This window comes from Faucicola mancuniensis, assembly GCF_046523945.1.
Taxonomy (GTDB): Bacteria; Pseudomonadota; Gammaproteobacteria; order Pseudomonadales; family Moraxellaceae; genus Faucicola; species Faucicola mancuniensis.
Genome location: NZ_CP171363.1, coordinates 2311736 through 2334371 on the forward strand (window position 1 = coordinate 2311736; position 22636 = coordinate 2334371).

22 protein-coding genes and 2 pseudogenes are annotated in these 22636 nt (G+C 38.2%); 7 read left to right on the forward strand and 17 right to left on the reverse strand.

Annotated features, from left to right (window positions below):
* The first annotated feature begins 3 nt into the window (after nucleotides 1-3).
* The gene (locus ACGTJS_RS11420) at nucleotides 4-2019 is read left to right on the forward strand and encodes a DNA methyltransferase (RefSeq protein ID WP_410472164.1); all 2016 of its coding nucleotides are present in this window, start codon (nucleotides 4-6) and stop codon (nucleotides 2017-2019) included.
* Nucleotides 2009-4789, forward strand: coding sequence for a DEAD/DEAH box helicase family protein (locus tag ACGTJS_RS11425; protein ID WP_410472165.1), 2781 nt, complete (start codon nucleotides 2009-2011; stop codon nucleotides 4787-4789). The genes ACGTJS_RS11420 and ACGTJS_RS11425 overlap by 11 nt, the downstream gene beginning before the upstream one ends.
* 70 nt (nucleotides 4790-4859) lie before the next feature.
* Here the strand turns inward: ACGTJS_RS11425 and ACGTJS_RS11430 are convergent.
* The 4 genes and pseudogenes from ACGTJS_RS11430 to ACGTJS_RS11445 form a co-directional block, all read right to left on the reverse strand.
* A pseudogene (locus ACGTJS_RS11430) lies at nucleotides 4860-5069 on the reverse strand (IS1595 family transposase); the annotation flags it as partial.
* A gap of 45 nt (nucleotides 5070-5114) precedes the next feature.
* Nucleotides 5115-5216, reverse strand: a pseudogene (locus ACGTJS_RS11435) (hypothetical protein); the annotation flags it as partial.
* A 56-nt stretch (nucleotides 5217-5272) separates the two neighbouring features.
* Nucleotides 5273-5776, reverse strand: coding sequence for a hypothetical protein (locus tag ACGTJS_RS11440; protein WP_410472166.1), 504 nt, complete (start codon nucleotides 5774-5776; stop codon nucleotides 5273-5275).
* A gap of 216 nt (nucleotides 5777-5992) precedes the next feature.
* Nucleotides 5993-6190, reverse strand: a complete 198-nt coding sequence (locus ACGTJS_RS11445; RefSeq protein ID WP_410472167.1) for a hypothetical protein — start codon at nucleotides 6188-6190, stop codon at nucleotides 5993-5995.
* Between the two features lie 128 nt (nucleotides 6191-6318).
* Here ACGTJS_RS11445 and ACGTJS_RS11450 point away from each other — a divergent pair, with 128 nt between their 5' ends.
* Entirely contained in the window at nucleotides 6319-7215 is an 897-nt protein-coding gene (locus tag ACGTJS_RS11450) for an IS982 family transposase (protein WP_410471537.1), read from the forward strand.
* A gap of 246 nt (nucleotides 7216-7461) precedes the next feature.
* On the opposite strand, the gene ACGTJS_RS11455 is transcribed toward ACGTJS_RS11450, so the two are convergent.
* A complete protein-coding gene (locus tag ACGTJS_RS11455; protein WP_315043858.1) occupies nucleotides 7462-7659 on the reverse strand; it encodes a hypothetical protein in 198 nt (65 codons plus the stop codon).
* Between the two features lie 169 nt (nucleotides 7660-7828).
* On the opposite strand from ACGTJS_RS11455, the gene ACGTJS_RS11460 reads away from it, so the two are divergent.
* From ACGTJS_RS11460 to ACGTJS_RS11475, 4 genes are all read left to right on the forward strand, one after another.
* On the forward strand, nucleotides 7829-8491 hold the full coding sequence (locus ACGTJS_RS11460) for a S24 family peptidase (protein WP_410472168.1): 663 nt from the start codon (nucleotides 7829-7831) through the stop codon (nucleotides 8489-8491).
* Nucleotides 8492-8545: 54 nt separating this feature from the next.
* The gene (locus ACGTJS_RS11465) at nucleotides 8546-8785 is read left to right on the forward strand and encodes a hypothetical protein (protein ID WP_315043852.1); all 240 of its coding nucleotides are present in this window, start codon (nucleotides 8546-8548) and stop codon (nucleotides 8783-8785) included.
* A gap of 2 nt (nucleotides 8786-8787) precedes the next feature.
* On the forward strand, nucleotides 8788-9003 hold the full coding sequence (locus ACGTJS_RS11470) for a hypothetical protein (RefSeq protein ID WP_315043850.1): 216 nt from the start codon (nucleotides 8788-8790) through the stop codon (nucleotides 9001-9003).
* 773 nt (nucleotides 9004-9776) lie between these two features.
* A complete protein-coding gene (locus ACGTJS_RS11475; protein ID WP_315043848.1) occupies nucleotides 9777-10733 on the forward strand; it encodes an NAD(+) kinase in 957 nt (318 codons plus the stop codon).
* A 70-nt stretch (nucleotides 10734-10803) separates the two neighbouring features.
* Here ACGTJS_RS11475 and ACGTJS_RS11480 read toward each other — a convergent pair whose 3' ends face one another.
* The 12 genes from ACGTJS_RS11480 to ACGTJS_RS11535 all read right to left on the reverse strand — a co-directional run bounded on the left by ACGTJS_RS11480 (nucleotide 10804) and on the right by ACGTJS_RS11535 (nucleotide 22567).
* Nucleotides 10804-11877, reverse strand: coding sequence for a DUF3426 domain-containing protein (locus ACGTJS_RS11480; protein ID WP_410472169.1), 1074 nt, complete (start codon nucleotides 11875-11877; stop codon nucleotides 10804-10806).
* 149 nt (nucleotides 11878-12026) lie between these two features.
* Nucleotides 12027-12935: a 50S ribosomal protein L11 methyltransferase gene (gene prmA, locus ACGTJS_RS11485; protein ID WP_315043843.1), complete on the reverse strand. Its 909-nt coding sequence runs from the start codon at nucleotides 12933-12935 to the stop codon at nucleotides 12027-12029.
* Nucleotides 12936-12975: 40 nt separating this feature from the next.
* Nucleotides 12976-15450, reverse strand: a complete 2475-nt coding sequence (mrcB, locus tag ACGTJS_RS11490; protein ID WP_410472170.1) for a penicillin-binding protein 1B — start codon at nucleotides 15448-15450, stop codon at nucleotides 12976-12978.
* Between the two features lie 119 nt (nucleotides 15451-15569).
* Nucleotides 15570-15722, reverse strand: coding sequence for a lipoprotein (locus ACGTJS_RS11495; protein ID WP_315042984.1), 153 nt, complete (start codon nucleotides 15720-15722; stop codon nucleotides 15570-15572).
* Between the two features lie 90 nt (nucleotides 15723-15812).
* Nucleotides 15813-16742 (reverse strand): electron transfer flavoprotein subunit alpha/FixB family protein, encoded by a 930-nt coding sequence (locus tag ACGTJS_RS11500; protein WP_315042982.1) that lies wholly within the window; start codon nucleotides 16740-16742, stop codon nucleotides 15813-15815.
* A 51-nt stretch (nucleotides 16743-16793) separates the two neighbouring features.
* Nucleotides 16794-17543 (reverse strand): electron transfer flavoprotein subunit beta/FixA family protein, encoded by a 750-nt coding sequence (locus tag ACGTJS_RS11505; protein ID WP_315042980.1) that lies wholly within the window; start codon nucleotides 17541-17543, stop codon nucleotides 16794-16796.
* A 301-nt stretch (nucleotides 17544-17844) separates the two neighbouring features.
* Nucleotides 17845-18057: a cold-shock protein gene (locus ACGTJS_RS11510; RefSeq protein WP_410472171.1), complete on the reverse strand. Its 213-nt coding sequence runs from the start codon at nucleotides 18055-18057 to the stop codon at nucleotides 17845-17847.
* A gap of 303 nt (nucleotides 18058-18360) precedes the next feature.
* On the reverse strand, nucleotides 18361-18855 hold the full coding sequence (locus ACGTJS_RS11515) for a hypothetical protein (protein WP_410472172.1): 495 nt from the start codon (nucleotides 18853-18855) through the stop codon (nucleotides 18361-18363).
* 94 nt (nucleotides 18856-18949) lie between these two features.
* Complete coding sequence (gene ilvC, locus ACGTJS_RS11520; protein ID WP_410472173.1) at nucleotides 18950-19972, reverse strand: ketol-acid reductoisomerase; 1023 nt, start codon at nucleotides 19970-19972, stop codon at nucleotides 18950-18952.
* Nucleotides 19973-20141: 169 nt separating this feature from the next.
* Nucleotides 20142-20324: a hypothetical protein gene (locus tag ACGTJS_RS11525; protein ID WP_315042976.1), complete on the reverse strand. Its 183-nt coding sequence runs from the start codon at nucleotides 20322-20324 to the stop codon at nucleotides 20142-20144.
* A 36-nt stretch (nucleotides 20325-20360) separates the two neighbouring features.
* A complete protein-coding gene (gene ilvN, locus ACGTJS_RS11530; RefSeq protein ID WP_315042974.1) occupies nucleotides 20361-20852 on the reverse strand; it encodes an acetolactate synthase small subunit in 492 nt (163 codons plus the stop codon).
* Nucleotides 20852-22567 carry an acetolactate synthase 3 large subunit gene (locus ACGTJS_RS11535; protein ID WP_410473268.1) on the reverse strand — a complete coding sequence of 572 codons (1716 nt, stop codon included), beginning with the start codon at nucleotides 22565-22567 and terminating at the stop codon, nucleotides 20852-20854. Before ACGTJS_RS11535 ends, ilvN begins: the two co-directional genes overlap by 1 nt.
* Nucleotides 22568-22636: the final 69 nt, after the last annotated feature.

Sequence of the window (22636 nt, forward strand, 5' to 3'; positions counted from 1 at the left end):
ACCATGAATACAGACATTCAAACCGAATTAACCCAAGCCCTACTATCACACGAAAAAGTATGGGCAAACGAAGAAAAAACCATTTTAGCCAAAAACATTTTGTTGGATTTGGTAGAAAAAACCGACCCGACGATTATCGGTTTGTTATTGGGAAATGATGAGTTAAAACGCCATTTTTTTGTAGAAATGAATGGCGTTTTGGTATTTAAATTGCAGGATTTTCGTTTTTTCTTGGATAAACACAGCGTCAATAATTCCTACACAAAATATGCCAATCGCATTGGTTTGACCGATGGCAATCGCTTTTTGAAAGACAATTCGGATATTGTGTTGGATTTTCCGTTTAAAGATTGTGTATTGAATGGCGGACAAAGCACCGAAGAAGGCGAAGAGATTTATTTTAAACGCAATAATGACCAATCAGATAGTCAATTATACACTAAATTAACCCGAAAAAGACAAGAAATCTTTTTTAATCAAACGCTTGCTTTTGATGAAATTGATCGACTTTTTGACGCAAAAGCATTTTCAAAATTCTCTCGCTATACCGCAGATGGCAAACAAGCGGTTGGTGAAATCAAACGCCATGTTGACGGAACTCCGGCTGAAAATCTGATTATCAAAGGCAATAATCTGATTGCCCTGCATTCGCTTGCCAAACAGTTTAAAGACAAAGTAAAGCTGATTTACATTGACCCCCCTTATAATACTGGTAATGATGGTTTTAAATACAACGACAAATTTAATCATTCGTCATGGCTTGTGTTTATGAAAAATCGTTTAGAAGTCGCCAAAGAATTGTTAAGCGATGATGGGGTGATTTTTGTTCAAATTGATGATAATGAACAGGCTTATTTAAAAGTGCTGATGGACGAGATTTTTGGGCGTGAGAATTTTATTGGAACAATTCCTCGCTTAACCTCTGCACAACGCCCTTCACAAGAAAAATATTTCTCCATTAGTCATGATTATCTTATTTGTTATGCCTTTAATAAAAACTACACCTTTAATGCAATTATTGAAAGAGACTTTTCGCAAGAAATTTTTCAAGATGAAATTGGCAAATTTTTTAAAAATGATACAAGCCCCATTCTAGCATCGGCAACACAAGGTTATTCAAAAGGTGGGGATTATGATATTGAAGTAAATGGCAAAATCTATCAACCAGTTGATTCAAAAGGCAATAGACGTCGTTGGCTTTGGACAAAAGAACGAATGGAAAAAGCTATTGAATTAGGAATTGTAGTAGAAACAAAAACAACTTTAAGAGTAAGAAATTATATAGATAAAGAATTTGCAGTCAAAACAAACACAATGATTGATAAAAATCCAAATTTATCAATGACTACTTATGATTTAATGAATTCAAATTATGTCAATAATATTGGCACAAGCGAACTTACAAAATTAGAAATTAATGGTTTTAGTTTTCCAAAACCTGAAAAACTTATTAAACGAATTATTGAATTAACAACCAAACCAAACGACATAGTCCTAGACTTTCATCTAGGCTCTGGCACAACCGCCACCGTCGCCCACAAAATGAACCGCCAATATATCGGTATTGAACAAATGGATTATATTGAAACGCTTGCCGTTGAACGCCTGAAAAAAGTGATTGATGGCGAGCAAGGCGGTATTTCCAAAGCCGTAAATTGGCAAGGTGGTGGCGAGTTTGTCTATGCCGAGCTTGCTCCATTTAACGAAACCGCAAAACAACAAATTTTGGCGTGTGAAAGTGCAGGCTGTCTGAAAGCGTTGTTTGAAGATTTATGCGAACGCTATTTCCTAAAATATAACGTCAGCGTCAATGAATTTAGTCAAATTATTAACGAGCCTGAATTTCAATCCTTGCCATTAGACGAACAAAAACAAATGGTGCTTGAAATGTTGGATTTAAATCAAATGTATGTTTCATTATCCGAAATGGACGATGAACAATTTGCAGGTTGCTTGAATGATAATGATAAAGCGTTAAGCCGTGCGTTCTATCAAGCGGAGAAAAAAGATGGCGAATAATAAAACGTTGTTTGATTGGGTGGAAGACCGCAAATCAATGCTGGAAGAAATGGAACAGACGGATTTTTTTGCACTGCCTGAATTTGTTTCAAATAATTTGAAATATCCGTTTTTTGAATGGCAAAAATCCGCCCTTGAAAACTTTCTGATTTTTGACCGCACTTCAAAATTAAAGGATTTCCCCGACATTAAAAATCGCCCTACCCATTTGCTGTTTAATATGGCAACAGGTGCCGGCAAAACGATGATGATGGCGGCTTTGATTCTGTATTATTTTGAGAAAGGGTATCGGCATTTTTTGTTTTTTGTGAATCAAAACAATATCGTGGATAAAACAGAAAATAATTTTATTGACCCAACGCACGCAAAATTTTTATTTACCGAGAAGATTTTGCAGGGCGATACGCTAATTCCTATTCGCAAAGTGGAGACATTTAGCCAATATTCAGACGGCATTGAAATTAAATTTACCAGCATTCAAAAACTGTATAACGATATTCACACCGAGCGAGAAAATCAAACCACATTGGCGGATTTGCACAAATTGAATATTGTGATGCTGGGCGATGAAGCACACCATTTAAACGCTCAAACCAAAGGCAAAAAACAAGGCGAATTAGAGTTAGAAAAGGAAATTAACGACCGCACTAGCGATGCCGAAATTGAACGCAAAGGCTGGGAGCATATGGTTTTGGAATTGTTACTCAATAAAAAAGGCAATCCTAGCCAAAATGTGCTGTTGGAATTTACCGCCACGCTGCCTGAAAATGCTGAAGTGCAACAAAAATACGCTGATAAAATCATCACAAAATTTGGTTTAAAAGAATTTTTGCAAAAAGGTTATACCAAAGAAATCAATTTGGTATCCAGTACGCTGGGTAAGAAAGAGCGAGTGTTGCACGCTTTATTGTTTGCTTGGTATCGCCATCAAATTGCGTTGAACTACGGCATTGCCAATTTCAAGCCTGTGATGTTATTTAGAAGTAAGACGATTGATGAATCAAAAACGGATTATTTGGTATTTTTAAATTGGGTAGAAAATGTGCAAGCAGTTGATTTTTCGTTTTTAACGACATTTTCAACAAGCTTAAGCGATAGCGATAACGCCAACGAACAAGGTAAAACCCGCACTGAACAAGCCCTAAAATTCATGCAGGAAAATGGCTTTGAGTTTGTGCATTTAGCAAATTGGGTAAAACAAAATTATCAAAAACACAATGTCATTATTACCAACTCCGAAACCAACAAAACCAAAACTGAAAAAACCGACAGCGAAACCGAAAAATTGCTAAACAATCTGGAAGCAGCTGATAATCCAATCCGTGCCATTTTTACAGTGGATAGATTAACTGAGGGTTGGGATGTTCTGAATTTGTTTGATATTGTGCGTTTGTATGAAGGGCAAAATGGCGGCGGTTCAAATAAAAAATCAGGCAAAACGGCTGCCGCTACCGTATCGGAAAAGCAGTTGATTGGTCGTGGTGTGCGTTATTTCCCATTTGCGTTTGAAGATAAACAGCCGAATAGACGCAAATTTGACAACGATATGCAACACGAATTACGTATTTTGGAAGAATTGTTTTATTACACGCATGATGAGCAATCTCGCTATATTTCAGAGCTGAAAAACGAGTTGCGAAAAGACGGTTATTTACCTGAAAAAGACGATGATAAGGTATTGGCAACATTTAAACTCAAATCTGAATTTGCAGATAATAAGGATTTTAGAGAGTTGTTAATTTGGGCGAATAAAAGAATCCCTAATCCAAACGCAAAAAGCAATAATGCAGACAGCCTGAAAGCCAATCCGCAAATGCTTTCATTCCAAGTTCACGGCAATCAACTGTTGCAAGAAACGCAATTTACAGCCGATGCAAATGATGAAATAGCCAAGCAACTTGGCACACAAAATAATTTTACTCAAACCATAAAAATAAGTGAAATGGAGCGACACATTTTCAATAAAGCATTACATATCAAAGGAAAAAATAGTCAATCTTTATTCCATTTTGACCGCTTACAAAGCAAACTCAACATTCAAAATCGCAATGAATTACAAAATAACTTGTTGAAAGATTGGCAAATTGAATTTTTGGGATTAGAGCAAGATAAACAGATTAACCCAGATGATAAACTTGCAGGCTGCCTGAAAATTTTGGAAATGGTTGAAAAACATCTGAATGAAAGTGATATACCATTTATTGGTACAAAAGAATTTACGCCTAAAAAATTGTGGGAAATTTTTGGCACACCAAAACAAAAATGGGTCAAAAAAGATGATGTAAAAACAACTATTGCCACGCAAAATGATTGGTATGTGATGGATAATTTTGCTGGAACGAGTTTGGAAGAAGAGTTAATTCAATTTATTTCAGAGCGTTTGGGGGATTTAAAATCTAAATATGACGTTCATTTAATCCGCAATGAAGAAGTGTTTAAATTGAATAACTTTGCCGATGGTGAAGGGTTTATGCCAGACTTTATTTTATTGTTAAAAGATAAACAAACATCTTCTTCCAATGGCGTGAATGGCTTTTTGCATTACCAAATTTTCATTGAACCAAAAGGCGAGCATTTAGTGAAAAATGATTTGTGGAAAGAAGCTTTTTTAGAAGCAATTACAGTGGAATATGGGAAGGATAAGATTCTGCAAAAAGATACACCCCATTATCGTTTGATTGGTTTGCCGTTTTTTACTGATAATAAGAAAAATAGACAATTTACAGAGTCATTTCCTTTAAGAACAGTTTCGCTTGAAAAAATAGAGTAGTGCATTGTGGGCAGCCTGCACAATTGATTTTTAAATTAGGATGGCTCTAGACTATCAAGAACTAAAAAACTCACTTAATCAAATCCCATAAATGGCGTTGTAATTCATTCAAATCTTTATTCCAACGCCACCTTGCGAAACGGTGTTTCTCATCTTTTAAGTGAAGTTCAAAATTGGCAGTTACACCATTAAATTTGGCAAGTCGTCTTTTAGTAAAACTCCAAAAGCTCTCAATGCCATTGATATGACAATTGCCGTGTGCAAACTCATTTTTACCATTGGTTTGTGGTTTTAGCAACTTCACTCTAGCAAGTTTCAATACCTTATAGATTGTTGGTCTTGACACTTTGTATTCTTCAGCAAGTGAAGTTACGCTTTGTTTGCCTTGATGATAGGCTATCCAAATAGCTTCTCTTTCAAACGGCATTTTCAGTTTTTCAGGCAGCCCAAAACCCACGTCAAGCCACGGTTATCATCACCAAATCACTTCAACGGCTTCAAATACCGCCAATAAATCACCTTCTTGCCAGACGGATCTGGCACTGCCATCACCAGCGTGCCTTTTTTGACTACTGTGCCATCGGGCGCGGCTTTGTCTTCGGTATAAAAATACGAGAACCAATCATAACGCTCATACCCTGCATCATCGCTAATACGAATGCTATTATTGCCAACATATTGATACGTAAATGGTGTAGGCATCGTGCCTAGCACGCTACGAAGCTCTTTGGCGGTGTGCTTTTCGTATTCAGACGACATCATAGACGAAAGTTTGCCGTTTGGCTCAAAGCAAAACCACTGATACGGGGCAATCCACGGCTCAACGGGGTTTAGCTGTTTCATCAATTCAGGGGAGAAATTAATGCGTTCGTAGCACCCTACGATTTGTTTGGCACTGGTTACGGGGCGATTTTCGCCAGCTTGCACCACCATGGGCAAAGTCGCCAACACCGCCGCCGATACCACAGCTTTTAGCGTCATGTTCATCGTTTTTCCTTTAAAATAAATTAACGGTATGTGAGTCAAAATTAACTCAATACAGGCAAATTTTAGCAGTTGTGTCGGGGGATGTCAATTTTTTCCTACATATAGTCAAACTTAATTATACCAAGCAACTTTCAACTGTCACACGTTTGCAACCACCTTCAAAGGTAACAGGAGCGATGATGTTAAAATCATTTAACGGCATTGCTCCAATAAGATTTAAACGTTTGCCCTTGTTTGCATCAATTTTAGCATAACAAGGCTTGCCAATAGGCGACCAACTGCGAGTGTAATACTGTCTTTGATAATGTGTTTTACGCCCACTGATGCAAATTGTTTTGGTTTGGTTTTGTTGCCTGCCTTTTGCCAGTTGCTGATGGCTTTGTCTCGTAGGTCTTGATCGTATATTTTTGGCATGGCGATAACTTGAGTAAAATGCTTATTATATTACATAACCTGAATTCGACATAAGAAAAAACTAAAAAAAAGAAGCCCAATATGTTAAAGTAAATTCACCACAAACAACCCTAACAAGGACTTCTTACATGGACAACCTCGAAGCACTATACTGCCACATAGACGACTATTGCAAAACATACACAAACGAACAACAGAAGAAAATGCTAACCCAAAAGAGCAAAAGCAGTAAAAAAACACGAAACAAACCATGCCGTATTAGTTTATCAGAAATCATCACCATATTGGTAGTATTTCACCAAATAAAATACAGAGAATTTAAAGCCTTCTACTACAACTACCTCACCCAATGGCTAAAACCTGCCTTTCCAAACCTACCAAGCTACACAAGAATGGTAGAACTCATGGAAAAAGCAATAGTTCCCATGTGTGACTACCTACAATCTCTCATGCAAAACAACTGCACAGGCATAAACTACATTGACTCAACCAGTTTAGCCGTATGTGATAATCACCGTATCAACCGCAACAAAGTATTTGCAGAAACAGCACAGCGAGGTAAAAGCAGTATGGGGTGGTTTTTTGGCTTTAAACTACACGTCATTATCAATGATAAAGGTGAATTGGTCAATCTAACCGTAACCAAAGGCAATGTTGACGATAGGCAACCTGTGAAAAGACTTTGTGAATCTCATGTTTTTGGTAAACTCTTTGCTGATAAAGGTTATATTGATAAATCATTGACAGATTGGCTTGATGAGCATTTAGATATTGAGTTAATCACGAATGTTAAAAAGAATATGAAATCTAAAGATATTTCATGGTTAAATAGACGATTGCTTAAACGCCGTTTTTTGATTGAAACTGTGTTTGATGAGTTAAAGAATATGTGTCAAATTGAGCATTCAAGGCATCGTAGTTATGTTGGGTTTATGAGTAATTTGTTGGCAGGGTTGATTGCTTATTGTCATCAAACAAAGAAGCCTACATTAAAAAATGTCCTGTTGGGGTATTCTTTATTGTAGGTTTCTTATTTGTTTATATTTTTTCAATAAGTTAAATGATTTTTTATATCGAATTGAGGTTACATATAATTTCTCTCGTTTATTTTGTAAACATTTATGTTTAAAATCCCAAAACCCTAGCGACTGTCATCGTTAGGGTTTTTTAATTTTGGCTATACTGTTCAGCACGTTGCCAAGCACGGTCGTCATAGTCGCAACAATCACGGTTTGATGGGGTGTTGTGCGGACATTCGTGACAGTTGGGGGTCATGGGGTTTCCTGTTTGAGTTGTTGATTATCTAATCTTGTTGGGTGTTTAGGTAAAAACAATTCTGGGTGCTGTAATTTGTATTTCGCAGGTATTCCCCTTGTTGTCCAATTATGTACGGTTGTGTATTTCATCTTTAAATAACGAGCCAAAACCGCAGAACCACCCAATTTTTTAATAATATCTTTATCGGTCATGATTATCCCTTGAGTACAATTCATACTATTTTTGAGTAAAAACTATTTTATTACACTCATATTGAGAACAAAAAGCAAATATTTTATAAATTACTCTTTTTGTGGATTTTTTATTAAAAAATGAATATAATTGAAGGTGTTATTTAAACTATTGTTAAAAAGTGAAGCTATGAGTGATGATTTTTTTCAAAGACTGGTAAAAATCACAGGTACGGACAATCAAGCTGAAATCGCAAGAACATTAGAAATACCAAAAACTACCTTGTCCAACTGGTTAAAACGTGGTGTATCAAAAAGTGGGGCTTTGTTGATAGCAGAAAAATATCATGTAGGTATTGACTATGTTTTGACAGGAAAAGGCGGAATGATGGTCCCAACACTCAGTGCTATCCCCTTGGTCGCTGATGTTAATGAAAAAGACAACCGCATTGCCATTCCATTTTATGACGTAAAATTTAGTTGTGGCTCTGGCGAAAATGCCGAAGTAGAATTTGACACAGGCAAGGTGATTAAATTTGAACCCAGCTTTTTTACCAACCGACATCTCAATCCTGCCAACTGTCGCATGATACGAGCTTCTGGTAACAGTATGCAGTACTATATTTGCGACAACGATGCCGTTATGATAGACACATCAGCCACCCAACCACTAGAAAATGAAGTCTATGCTGTTTATTTTGAAAACGAACGCATGATAAGACGAATTATCAAACAAACAGGGGGTAAACTCTGCCTAAGAGCCGACAACCCTGCCTTTTCTGACAAGATTGTGGATATAGAAAATAGCGAAAACTTTAGCATTTCAGGGCGTGTCGTTTATAGAAGTGGTTAATAAACCCCATCACCCAACCAAAATATCCACTAAAAAACAACAAAAGGAAAAAATATGCTAATAGAACTTTCAGCAACCATAGAACACATCGTCAGCCAACAAGCCCAAAAACAAGGTATCACCGCCCAACAGTTTGTTGAACAGACCATATCAAAGCAATACATGACCGAAAATCCATTTAACTACGACATGGACAAAATGCAAACCGCCATTAACAGCGGATTTACCCCACCGGTGCCAAACCATGCACTCACAGACCTTGCAACTTTTGAAAACTGGCTAAAAGGGGTTTGACCGTGGAAGTTACCCTTAGCAACGACTTTAAAACCAAATTTGCCAACTTCCTAACAACCGACAAACAAAAAATCCTAGACCTAATCAACCACATCACCCAACACGGCTTTGACGGACTAACAGGGCGAAACAAATCATCAGACGAAGTCCCAACAGCACAATCTTTGACACTATCACATCAGCGAATATATCCTACACTACATCAAAACAGCCGATAGCATAAAAGTCGTCATGCTAGACTACCACCCACCTTTCACCCTACCAAGCGAACAGTACTTAATCTAATTTTTTTGTCTGTGAAAAATATTTCAGTATAAATCATACTTATAAAACAACCGTTTATCTTTTAATAAATACCTTTTATCATAAATGTACTCATTATGATTATTTTTACATTGCTTTTTATACTCATATTGAGCAATATAAACCCATCAAAACGAAATGCCGAATTTCATTTAACTCAATAACAACTTCTAGTTAGAAAACCGTGCGACATAATGGGCTCAACAGCAATTAGCTGAATTAAAGTGGACAACTGGTCAAACTCACAACAGGCGAAGTTTTAAAAGTTAGCAAACGTTGGGAAGGTATCTACCTAACCAACCCCACCACCAAACAAAAAATCTACATCTTAGCACGTCATAAAGACGAAATGGAGCGAGAAATTGATGAATGGATTGATAAAAACGTCGTTTAAAATCCACTCAAAATAACAGATGATAGTAATTAAGACAGTAATTTATTTAACAATATAAATTTATTTTTATTAAAATCAATAAATTATATCAAAAGTTAATTACCGACCACTGGTACCATATAAAAACCCTAAACAATATGTTTAGGGTTTTTGATTTTTATCTCCAGCCACTCGTTTCTTAAAAATTCCAATTTAGCACATCAAAAAATAACATACAAAAAATTATCAAATACTCTTAAATAATTTGGGTTTGATATGTTAAAATAAGCTATCTTTTTTATTTAACCAAACTGTATGAACGCAACTGTTTTCCCAAATACGAGCAATCCTATCATCGCAAACCCTGCATTTCGCCGTATCGGTATCATGGGACGAGCCAATAAAGCCACCATTTTAACCAGTATTTACCAACTGTGTGAATTTTTTCACAGTCAAAATTTACCAATTTTAATTGACCATCAGACTGCTCGCCTGCCATCGCTTAATTTAGAAAAATTGGGCGATGTCAAAATCGTTGAACGAAATTTGTTGGGTGGTGCGTGTGATTTGGTCGTGGTTGTTGGTGGTGATGGTTCATTGTTACAGGCAGCTCAAGTGTTGGCAAAATATCCTGTGCCTGTGGTTGGGGTCAATCGTGGGCGTTTGGGTTTTTTGGCGGATATCAGCCCTGATGATTTAGCAACACAGCTACGCAGTATTTTAAACGGTGCTTATCAATTAGACCATCGTTTTTTGTTAAAAATGGAAATTTGTCAAGGTAGCCACGTGATTTATGAAGATATGGCATTAAATGACATTGTCTTGCACGCTGGTAAATCGGTGCATATGCTTGATTTTAATTTAAAAATTGATGGGCTTGATGTTTATCGTCAGCACAGTGATGGTTTGATTGTGTCTACACCAACAGGTTCAACGGCGTATGCTTTATCAGGTGGTGGGGCGATTTTGCACCCAAATTTGGATGCAATCAGCCTTGTTCCCATGCACCCACACACTTTGTCAAGCCGTCCGATTGTGGTTAGTGGCAATAGCACCATCAAAATCCGTATTCACAAAGACAACCGCACGCAACCCATGGTAAGTGCTGATGGTAAATCATCTGTACCGCTTAACCAAAATCAACGTCTGGTTATCAAAAAACACCCTGATAGATTAACCTTGTTGCACCCATTGGGCGTGGACTTTTTTGAGGCGTGCCGTACCAAGTTGGGGTGGAATACTTATGCAGAAGAGTTTTCTTTGGATAATTAACAAACCATGAAAATTATGCAAAAAAAGAAAGTTGATTTAACTTTCTTTTTTTTGTTAAAGATTACCAAAATCAGTAAAAAGGCTCAATATTGGCTTGAGTCACATCATTTTTTGGATAATCAATTCTAAGTTTTACAGGTTTGATTTGTCCCGGCATCAGATAGCCATCATTATCGAGATATTGCGTGGGTGATATGACCAGTTGTGCCTTAATATCATTGCTATCACGCAGGCTAATTTTTAGATTTGGATAAATCATTTTTTTGTCGGTCGTATTGGTAATTGTAAAAGTCACGTCCGATTGCGCTGCTGTTGTACCTTTGGCAAGGTTTAAAGTTTCTGTCTTTAACATGCTGACGTTCGCTATTGGTAAATCGCATGAAACGATGGCACACAGGCTATGAATTTTCGCTGCTTTTTCAGGGTCTTTTAACAAACTATCCAAGTTAAAAATAACATATTGCAGTCCTAGCAACCCAATCAATAACAAACTACCTAAACCCCAAATCAACATCATACCCACAGGCAAATTTTTGGCGATTTTTTGTGAGGCAACTTGCTGACTAAAGCGTTCATCAACTTTTTTTCGGTAGTCTTCGTCTTCTAATGGTGCTTCTTCGGCAACATCCACCCCTAACTCATCAAGCATAGAGGTTACATCATTGTTTTTGCCAACTTTTGCCAATTTGTCATTGTCTGGCATATATTGCATGGCTTCTTCTTTGCGCTTTTCTTCTTCTAACAAATCGATAAGCCACGCTTCATCTGTTGGTTCATTTTTTGGTGTATTGGCAATTTTATTGGCAGGCAACACATCAAAATTATCAATGATATCAAAATTGGCTTCAGTTTTAGCCAAAGGTTCACTATCTTCTATGCCAATCCCTGCGTTATCGTCAAAAATCAAATCACCATCAGCGATTTTTTTGGGGGCTTTGGCTACTCTGAGCTTTTTTTCTACAGGATTACTAGCAACGACAGACGTTCTTTGTAGTGGTTCACGTTGTACAGAACTTAAAAGATTATCAATCGCTGAAAAAATCGTCTTACAATTACCACACCGAGCGTAGCCACTTTTAAGATTCAGTTGTTCATCGCTAATGCTAAATGTATGTTGGCAATTTGGGCATTTTGTTTCGTGCATTGACATATCAACCTACTTCTAAGATGTCTGTATTGTGAATTATTTTATAGATTTGTATTAAAACGTTAAAACAAAAAAAAGTCAACAATTTATCCATAAAAATAGAAAAAATTGTTAACTTTATATTTATTTACACAAAAATAATAAAATTATATTGATTTTTTACCCGATAAACGGTGCCAATGTTTGTCTTCTTGACTGCTAAAGGTAAAATCACCGTCCATCTCAAAAAATTGTTGATAAGTAGTTTTAACATCGTTTACTTGATTTTCAATCAAACCTGCCAACACAATTTGACCATTTGGTTTTAACAAAGTGGCAAAATAGGGAGCAAGGCTCATCAAAGGTTTTGCCAAAATATTGGCGGTAATCATATCTACTGGCAAAATGGCGTTGTCTTGGCAAAATTGTTCAAATTCTTGTGGTAAAAAGGCTTGTAATTGGGTGTGAACTTGATTACGTTCGGCATTTTGGTGCGTTGCTAATACCGCTTGTGGGTCAATATCCACTGCATACACGGCTTTTGCACCCAATTTTAACGCTACAATCCCCAAAATACCAGAACCACAGCCATAATCAATCACAATTTTGTCAGTCAAATCCTGCTCGGTCAGCCAATCAATGCACAAACGAGTGGTTGCATGGTAGCCTGTGCCAAAAGCAAGACCGGGGTCCATCATAATATTGACCGCAGTTGGATTCGGTGGTGTAAGCCATTTTGGCACAATCCATAGATTATTGGCACATTCAATCGGGTGATAATTTTTCATCCATTCTCGTTCCCAATCTTTATCATCAACTTTTGTTTGCCAAACACGAGTGGCAATGACCTGTTGGGCGACATCTTGGCTCAAATCTTCAAGATTGACCGATGTGTCAAACAAAGCAGTGATAATCACATCGTCCCACAAAGGCGATTCACCTGGCAGCGGTTCAAATAAAGGTTGGTCTCCTGCATCATCTAGGCTAATACTTAGTGCTTCGGCTTCTAACATTAACGTTTCTGCCAATTCGGCTTGAGATTTTTCACACTGGATATGGAGTTGTTGCCATGCCATAAAATTTTTCCTTAGGTTTAAAATGAGTTAAAAAAATGAGTTAATTTGTTTCGTTTTGCAAGCCGTCATTTGTCAAAGTGGTTACATCTGTTGGTGCTTGCTCTTGATTGGCGTTGTTAATATTGTCCAGACGTTGCTGTTCACTGTCCCAAAGCTCTTGGGCATCGGCTTGTTGTCGCTCGGCAAGTTGGGCTTCTTGTTGTTGTTGGCGAATTTGATTGGCACAACTGCTGGTGTGTTCTGGCGGATAGCGTACATCTGTCGGCACACGAATGGCATTGGCACAGTTAGGATTGGACAATTCGCCTGTGCCATTTTCTAGCCATTGCCACTGAATATCGGCAGGTTCTGACAAGGCATTGGGGGTCAAATGCAAGCGTTTCATAAAATTCACCCACATGGGTAATGCTCCATTACCACCGCTTAAGCCTGTTGATTGATTGTCGTCCAAACCGACCCACACCACGCTGACATAATTGCCACTAAATCCTGCAAACCACGCATCACGATAATCGTTGGTTGTGCCTGTTTTTCCGCCCAAATTTAAATTTTCGCCCAATGACAATGCCGATTTTGCCGTGCCGTTGGTGATGACTTTTTTCATGGCATAATTGGTCAAATATGCCGACGTTGGGTTAATCACTTGATGTTGTTGCAAATTTGAGCCTTGAATAATTCGCCCTTTACTGTCCACCACGCCACGAATGGTATGAATGTTGTTTTTCACGCCACCTGTTGCCAACACTTGATAAACGTTTAACATATCCATCGGCGACAAATCCACCGCCCCCAACAAAGTAGACGGATAGTTAGGAATATCTTTTGAAATCCCCATACGTCTAAGCTGTTGAATGACATTTGGCACGCCCACATCAATGCCAACACGCACCGCCGCTTGGTTATACGAGTTTGCCAAAGCCGTCATCAACGGCACAACGCCATGACTACCGCCGCCATAATTGGCAGGTTTCCAAGTATTTTTGCCAGTTTTTACCTCAACAGGACTGTCATCAACGCCACTGGCAAGGTTGTATTTGCCTTGCTCAAAGCCTGTCAAATAAATAATCGGTTTTAACAAAGAGCCGACTTGACGTTTGGCATCAACCGCACGGTTAAATCCTGTAAACTCAGAACTACTACCCACCACCGCCAACAGCTCACCTGTAATCGGATTGGCACTCACTAGAGCAGCTTGCAACGCACCCAATTTTTTGAGGTCAGATTTTTTTAGCGTTTTTAAACTTTCATTAACGGCTTTGTCCGCTGATAATTGCACATTGGGATTAAAACTGGTAAAAATGCGTAGCCCTTCATTTTTTAAATCATCAGATTCATAACTTTGGTTTAACTCTCTTTTTACAATATCCAAATAATCAGGAAAACGACTTTGTCCAATGCTGGGTTTTTTGACAACGTCTAAAGGCATTTCAATGGCATTTTGATACGTATCATTGTCAATTTTGCCCATCATCAGCATATTTTTTAACACCACATTACGGCGTTCTAGTGCCGTTTCTGGATAACGAATGGGGTTATATTGAGTCGGGCCTTTGGCAAGCCCCACCAACAATGCCATTTGGTCAAGGCGTAGCTCGTTTAGCGGACGGTTAAAATAAAATTGCGATGCCAAACCAAAACCGTTGATAGAATGATTACCATTTTGTGCAAGGGTGATTTCGTTGATATAAGTTTGTAAAATTTCTTGTTTGTTATAATGCCGTTCAAGTAGCAACGCCATCACCGCTTCATTGGCTTTGCGTTTGAGCGTTCTATCCGAATTTAAATAAAAATTTTTAATCAATTGTTGGGTAATGGTAGAACCGCCCTGTCTAGCACCACCTTTGATATTACTCAAAATCGCCCGAGTTGTGCCACGAACAGAAATACCATGATGTTCAAAAAAGCCCCTGTCTTCGGTTGCAATCAGTGCGTCAATCAACTGTGGCGGAATTTGGTCTAAATTCATCACCAAGCGGTCTTCATTGTTATCAGGATAAATACCGCCAATCAAAATCGGCTCAAGGCGAATTTTACCTGTTTCACTGCGTTCTGTACTTTGCAAATTGACAACTTCATTGTCTTTGATAACCACTTTGATAATCTGTTTTGGCTCAACATCATCGCTAGAAAAGTCAAAAGCACGTGTATGGATATAATATTCGTTCTTGTTTTTGTTAAATGTACCGACTGATTTATAATTACTCGCAGGTCTATAATTCAGCCAATTCAGCCAATTTTCCAATTCTTCGCCAGAAAGTTTTGCCCCTTGATACAATTCCAAAGGCTGAGAATAAACTTTTGTAGGCAAATTCCAACGTTTGCCTTCAAACTTTTGCGTAATAATGCGGTCTTGACGAATCAAATACATCGCAAGCACAATCAAAGACAACAAAATCACAATCACAAAAATAAAACTCAGTAAAAAACTACCCCTTTGTGAAGTCTGCGTCAAGCTGTGTGATTGGCTAGGCAAGCGATGATGTGCTGTTTTTTTTTGTGGATAATTTGGCTTCATGATAGGTTAATTTATTTTTTATCATTATAAAAAGGTGTTCTATAATGACTGAAATTTTAACAAAATTCAATGCCATTTCATGAAATTTTTATGGAAATCGCATAAATATTAAGCGGATTTTACGGCTTTGTAATTGGTGTGTTATCTATTGGCATTTTTGTGTTTTTTTTATCCAAATCCACACGCACAGGAATGGGGCTGTCATACCACTGCATAGCGGTACAACCTGTTAAAAAAATGATAGTACCAAAGATAATAAGAATTTTTTGCATTGTTATACTTAAAAGTAAAATTAGAGACAAACAAATAAAACCCTACAAATGTAAGGTTTTATTTAAAAATCAAAACAGTTCAATTAACCATTACAATTTGCTTGTCAATTCTGGCACAGCTTGGAACAAGTCCGCTTCTAGGAAATAATCCGCAACTTGGCTAATCGGTGCTTCTGGGTCATTGTTAATCGCAACGATGACTTTAGAATCTTTCATACCTGCCAAGTGCTGAATCGCACCAGAAATACCAACGGCAACGTACAAGTTTGGTGCAACGATTTTACCTGTTTGACCAACTTGCAAATCGTTTGGCACGTAGCCCGCATCAACGGCTGCACGAGATGCACCCATCGCCGCACCCAATTTGTCCGCCAATGGCTCAATATAAGTTGCGAAGTTTTCTGAACTACCAACCGCACGACCACCAGAAACGATGATTTCGGCTGATGTTAATTCTGGGCGTTCTGATTTTGCCAACTCTTCGCCAACAAATTTTGATTTACCCAAATCTTCTGCTGTCGCAACCGCTTCAACAGACGCTGAACCACCTTGTGCCGCCACATCAAACGCTGTACCACGCACGGTAATGACTTTTTTGCTTTCACCATTTTTAACCGTTGCAATCGCATTACCCGCATAAATAGGACGCTCAAACGTTTCGGCATCAACCACTACGGTAATATCAGATACCATATTCACATCTAACAAGGCTGCCACTCGTGGCATAAAGTTTTTACCTGTTGTGGTCGCAGGTGCTAGGATATGGCTGTAATCGCCCGCTAGACCGACCACCAATTTTGCCACATTTTCGGCTAATTGATTGGCATAAACAGCGTTATCCGCCAATAAAACTTTGCTCACGCCTGCAACTTGGCTTGCTTGGTCAGCGACTGCTTGACAGCCTGCACCTGCAACCAGAACCACCACATCACCGCCAATTTTTTGTGCAGCGGTAATGGTATTTAACGTGGCTTTTTTCAATTCTTTATTGTCATGTTCTGCATAAACTAAGATTGCCATAAAATTTTCCTTTTATTTCAATTTTTTAAAATATATTCAAATATTTTTTAATTAAATTACTTTTGCTTCATTTTTTAATTTGTCAATCAACGCATCAACCGAAGCCACTTTCACACCTGCTTGACGTTCTGCTGGTGGCGTTACTTTTACCACAGAAATGTTTGAAGCAGTTGCAACGCCATAGTCCGCTGGGGTTTTTGTGTCTAATGGTTTTTTCTTAGCTGCCATGATGTTTGGCAATTTTGCATAACGTGGCTCATTTAGGCGTAAATCTGTAGTAATCACCGCAGGCAATGGCAATTCAACCGTTTGTAAACCACCGTCAATCTCACGAGTTACCTTAACAGCGCCACCTTCAACGTTTACTTCAGAAGCGAACGTACCTTGACCGATACCCATCAACGCTGCCAACATTTGACCTGTTTGGTTGTTGTCATCGTCAATCGCTTGTTTACCCAAAATAATCAAGTCCGCACTTTCGGCTTCTGCGATACCTTTTAAGATTTTTGCCACTTGTAATGGACGCACAGTATCAGCTGTTTCAACCAAAATACCACGGTCAGCACCCAGCGCCATCGCACCACGAATCTGCTCTTGGGCTTCTTTTACACCCACAGACACGACAACAATCTCTGTTACCACGCCTTTTTCTTTTAAGCGAACCGCTTCCTCGACCGCAATCTCGTCAAATGGATTGACCGACATTTTTACATTGGCAATTTCCACGCCAGAATTATCCGCTTTCACACGAACTTTTACGTTATAATCAACAACACGCTTAACAGCGACTAATGCTTTCATATCTTCCTCGTTTGTTATGATGAATTAAATCTAAATTGAGATGAAAAATTATTTCGGTTTTGATAAAAAATCATGTTTTATCGTAAGTAAACATAGTAAAAATAAACCATCATCTACTTAATTTCTTATATTGCGATAAATTATTACATAAATCAAGTCAAGGGCGTGAATTTTCGGTCACAAATTTGTTATTTTTTTTTACAAAGCTGACTTGAAATTTGTGAAAACATCATTATAGCCATTTTTTGCCAAAAAAAAACAACCTAAAAAATAGATTGTTTTTTTATTTAATTTAAAAAAATTAAATCGCTTCAATTTGTTCAGCTTGTGGACCTTTTGCACCTTGAGAAAGTACAAAGCTTACATGTTGGTTTTCTTTTAAGGTTTTAAAGCCTGAACCTTGAATTGCACTATAATGTGCAAACACGTCTTGACCACCGTTGTCTTGAGCAATAAAGCCAAAACCTTTGCTTTCGTTGAACCATTTAACAGTTCCAGTTACTTTATCTGACATAATAAATTCCTAAAATAAAAGATTGATGTGATATTAATCAAGTTACAAAGGTTGCTAATAAAAATTAGCAAGGTTGTAAAAATTGTAACTTTTTCAGAAATTTTTGCCATATCAAAAGAAATAACGAGAAAAACTGAAAATAGAGCTAACTTGCTTTTACAAAATATTTATAAAAAATTATAAAATGTTTTTAAGAACAATTCAAAAACCCAACTGTTATTAAAAAGGGTTGTACTTAACTAACTCTTACAGTATAACTCAATTTGACAAATTAAGCCAATCATTTATGCACTTTTTTGTAAGTTATAAAACCGCAGAAATTACCAATAATTGTTGAGTATAAAGATAAAATAATGTTGCCCCAATCGCCACCGTAGACACCACGCCAAACGCCATAGAGTAATCAATATAAGGCTTTGGAATGATTAAATTTTCCAAGTCATCAAGGCTTGCTTCGTCAATTTCATCTTTTAAAAGATAAACACTATAGCCCCAACCAAACACATTATAAATAATAAAAATAGTAGGGATAATTTTTGCAAATGGGCTAAAATTGACATAATACAAGGCAACTGCCGATACAATTAGCCAAATAATGTCTAGTAATGTAACTGACTGCACCCAAGAATCTTCAGCAAGCTTGCCATTGGTTTTGTATAACATCAAGGCTTCATAAATCACCAACAAAGCCACACCAATGGAACATAACAAATAAGTTGCCTGCCAGTCCACTTTGGCAAAATCCAAAGTCAAAAGCGATAACACATCGGCTGACAGGGCAAATAACACAATATTCATAACATGATTTTCATTAATTTTGATAAAACACAAAAACCTTGTTAAACTTTTTAGAGTTTAACAAGGTTGTTTTGATTGATTTGTCAAAGAAAAATTAGTTTTTCTCTTTATCAATGATTTTGCTAGCAGTAATCCAAGGCATCATTGCACGCAGTTTTGCCCCAGTTTTTTCGATTTCATGCTCGGCAGTTTGACGGCGGCGAGCTGTCATTGATGGGTAGTTGAACTGACCTTCAGAGATGAACATTTTTGCATATTCGCCTGATTGGATACGTTTTAGGGCGTTACGCATGGCTTCACGAGATTGATCGTTGATAACTTCTAAACCAGTTACATATTCGCCGTATTCAGCATTGTTACTGATTGAGTAGTTCATATCAGAGATACCGCCTTGGTACATCAAATCAACGATAAGTTTTAATTCGTGTAAGCATTCAAAGTATGCCATTTCTGGGGCATAACCTGCTTCTACTAAGGTTTCAAAGCCCATTTTGACAAGCTCAACTGCACCACCGCAAAGAACGGCTTGTTCACCGAATAGGTCAGTTTCGGTTTCGTCTTTGAATGTGGTTTCAATGATACCAGAGCGACCACCGCCAACGCCTGATGCATAAGATAATGCTACTTGTTTTGCTTGACCTGATGCGTCTTGGTAAACAGCGATTAAGTCAGGAATACCGCCACCGTTTACAAATTCTGAACGCACAGTATGCCCCGGGGCTTTTGGTGCTACCATGATAACGTCAAGGTCGGCACGTGGTACAACTTGGTTGTAGTGAATGGCAAAACCGTGAGCAAATGCAAGGGTTGCACCTTCTTTGATGTTTGGTTCAATGGTTTGTGTGTAAAGTTGTTTTTGGAATTCGTCTGGGGTCAAAATCATGACCAAGTCCGCACCTTTGACCGCTTCGGCAGTTTCGGCAACTTTTAAGCCTGCGTTTTCCGCTTTTTTCCAAGATACAGAACCTGCACGCAAGCCAACGATTACATCAACGCCACTGTCTTTTAGGTTTAGTGCGTGGGCATGACCCTGCGAGCCGTAGCCGATGATGGCAACTTTTTTGCCTTGAATGATTGATAAATCACAATCTTTGTCGTAAAAAATATTTAAACTCATATGAGATTTTCCTTAAAGTTAATGCTAATCATTGATTAGCAAGGTTTGGTAAAGTTTTTAAATTACTAATCTAAACGATTTAAACTGGGTAATTCAAAAGGTGGATGATAACTTAATTCAACCAATTTTATTTTGTCTTCTAAACGAATATAATGCAAAATATACTCACTCACTTGTTCACCATTATTTGAATCGTTGGCAAATCAAAATTAAAAGGTTTTTCTTGTAACGTATTTTCTTGCACATAGTTAGCGACAATATTACCCACCAAAAATTCGGCAGTTACGCCTTGTTGTTTGGCAATTTGAACAATACTTGTTTCAACATTCATGGGTAAATCAATCGCTAACATTTAGATTCCTTTTTAATTTATTGAACAAAAAATGTTTTAAACCGCTAAAATCTTTTCACCACGAGCGATACCGATAACGCCAGACCGCACTACTTCCAAAATTTTATCACGACCGACCACATCAATAAAACCATCTAATTTTGCCGTATCACCGACAATCTGAATGGTATAAAGATTGGCACTAACATCAACGATTTGTGCTCTAAAAATATCCGCATTGCGATAAATTTCTTCACGATTGTTGGCAGTTGCACGCACTTTAATCAACATCAGTTCACGTTCAAGATGCACACTGTCCGATAGCTCAATTACTTTAACAATTTCAATCAGTTTATGCAATTGTTTGGTAATTTGTTCAATTTTATCAATATCGGCATTGGTCGTCAAAGTCAAACGAGAAAGCGTTGGGTCGTCCGTTGGAGCAACGTTCAGCGTTTCAATATTATAACCACGTTGTGAAAATAAACCAACCACCCGTGATAATGCCCCTGACTCATTTTCCATCAAAACAGAAATTAAATGTCTCATTATGAACGCTCCCCTTTTGCTAACCACATATCTCGCATTGATTGCCCTGCAATTTGCATTGGATAAACGTGTTCATTTTTATCCACCAACACATCAATAAATACCAATTTGTCTTTGAGTGATAAGGCATACGCCAACTGCTCGTCCAGTTTGGCAGGGTCGGTAATTTTGATACCAACATGTCCATACGCCTCGGCAAGTTTAACAAAATCAGGCAAAGAATTCATATATGATTGTGAATGACGACCTTCATAAATCATATCTTGCCATTGTTTTACCATGCCAAGTTGAGCGTTATTTAAATTCAAAATTTTCACAGGCAAATTGTATTGTAAACAAGTTGAAAGTTCTTGAATATTCATCTGAATTGAGCCTTCGCCTGTGATACAGACGACATCACGTTCGGGTTTTGCCAATTTCGCTGCCATCGCATACGGCAAGCCAACGCCCATCGTGCCTAGACCGCCAGAATTTAACCATTGGTGTGGCTCATCATATTTGTAATATAAAGCAGCGAACATTTGATGTTGTCCCACGTCTGACGTGATAATGGCTTTGCCATTGGTCAATTCGTACAAACGCTCAACAACGTGTTGTGGTTTCATGCCCTGACTGTCGTCTTTGTCATAACGCAAGCCATGACGTTTACGCCATTCGTTAATTTGCGACCACCAATCATGTAAGGCAGGTTGGTCAAGGGTCTTATCCGTTTCTTTTAAAATGACTAACATTTCTGTTAAGACATTTTTCACATCGCCCACAATCGGAATATTAACGCTAATGGTTTTTGAAATAGACGTTGGGTCAATATCAATATGAATAATTTTGGCATTTGGACAAAATTTTTGCACATTATTGGTAACACGGTCGTCAAATCTTGCACCCACCGCCAAAATCACATCGGCATTGTGCATGGTTAAGTTGGCTTCATACGTGCCGTGCATACCAAGCATACCGATAAATTGGCGGTCAGCCCCTGAAAATGCACCCAAACCCATCAATGTATTGGTAACAGGTAAATTTAAACGGTGTGCCAACTCACGCAACTCTTCGCTGGCATTACTGGCAATGACACCACCGCCAGCGTAAAGGACAGGACGCTTTGCAGATAACAACAATTCAACAGCTTTACGGATTTGCCCTGCATGACCTTTGATTGATGGTTGATATGAACGCAAACTGACCGACTCTGGAAAATGGTATTCAAATTTTTCGTTCGGTGCTGTTTTGTCTTTTGGAATATCAATCACGACAGGGCCTGGGCGACCAGAGCTTGCAATATAAAAGGCTTTGCGGATAATGGTTGGGATTTCGCTGGCATGACGCACTTGAAAACTGTGTTTGACAATCGGACGAGAAACGCCGACCATGTCCGTTTCTTGGAACGCATCATCACCGATTAGACTTGCAGGGACTTGACCTGACAATACCACCATCGGAATTGAGTCCATAAAGGCGGTAGCAATTGCTGTTACCGTATTGGTTGCCCCTGGACCTGATGTGGCAAGCACCACGCCTGTTTTACCTGTTACACGGCTATAAGCATCTGCCATGTGTCCTGCGGCTTGCTCATGACGGACTAAAATATGTTCAATTTTATCTTGTTTAAATAAGGCATCATAAATATGTAAAACCGCCCCACCCGGATAACCAAAAATATATTCAACACCTTCGTCAATCAAGGCTTGAACCAACATTTCAGCACCTGACATCATCACAGGCGCGCCTTCACTGGCAATTTGGGTTTTTTTATCAAAATTAGGGGCAGCATCGGCAGACTGATT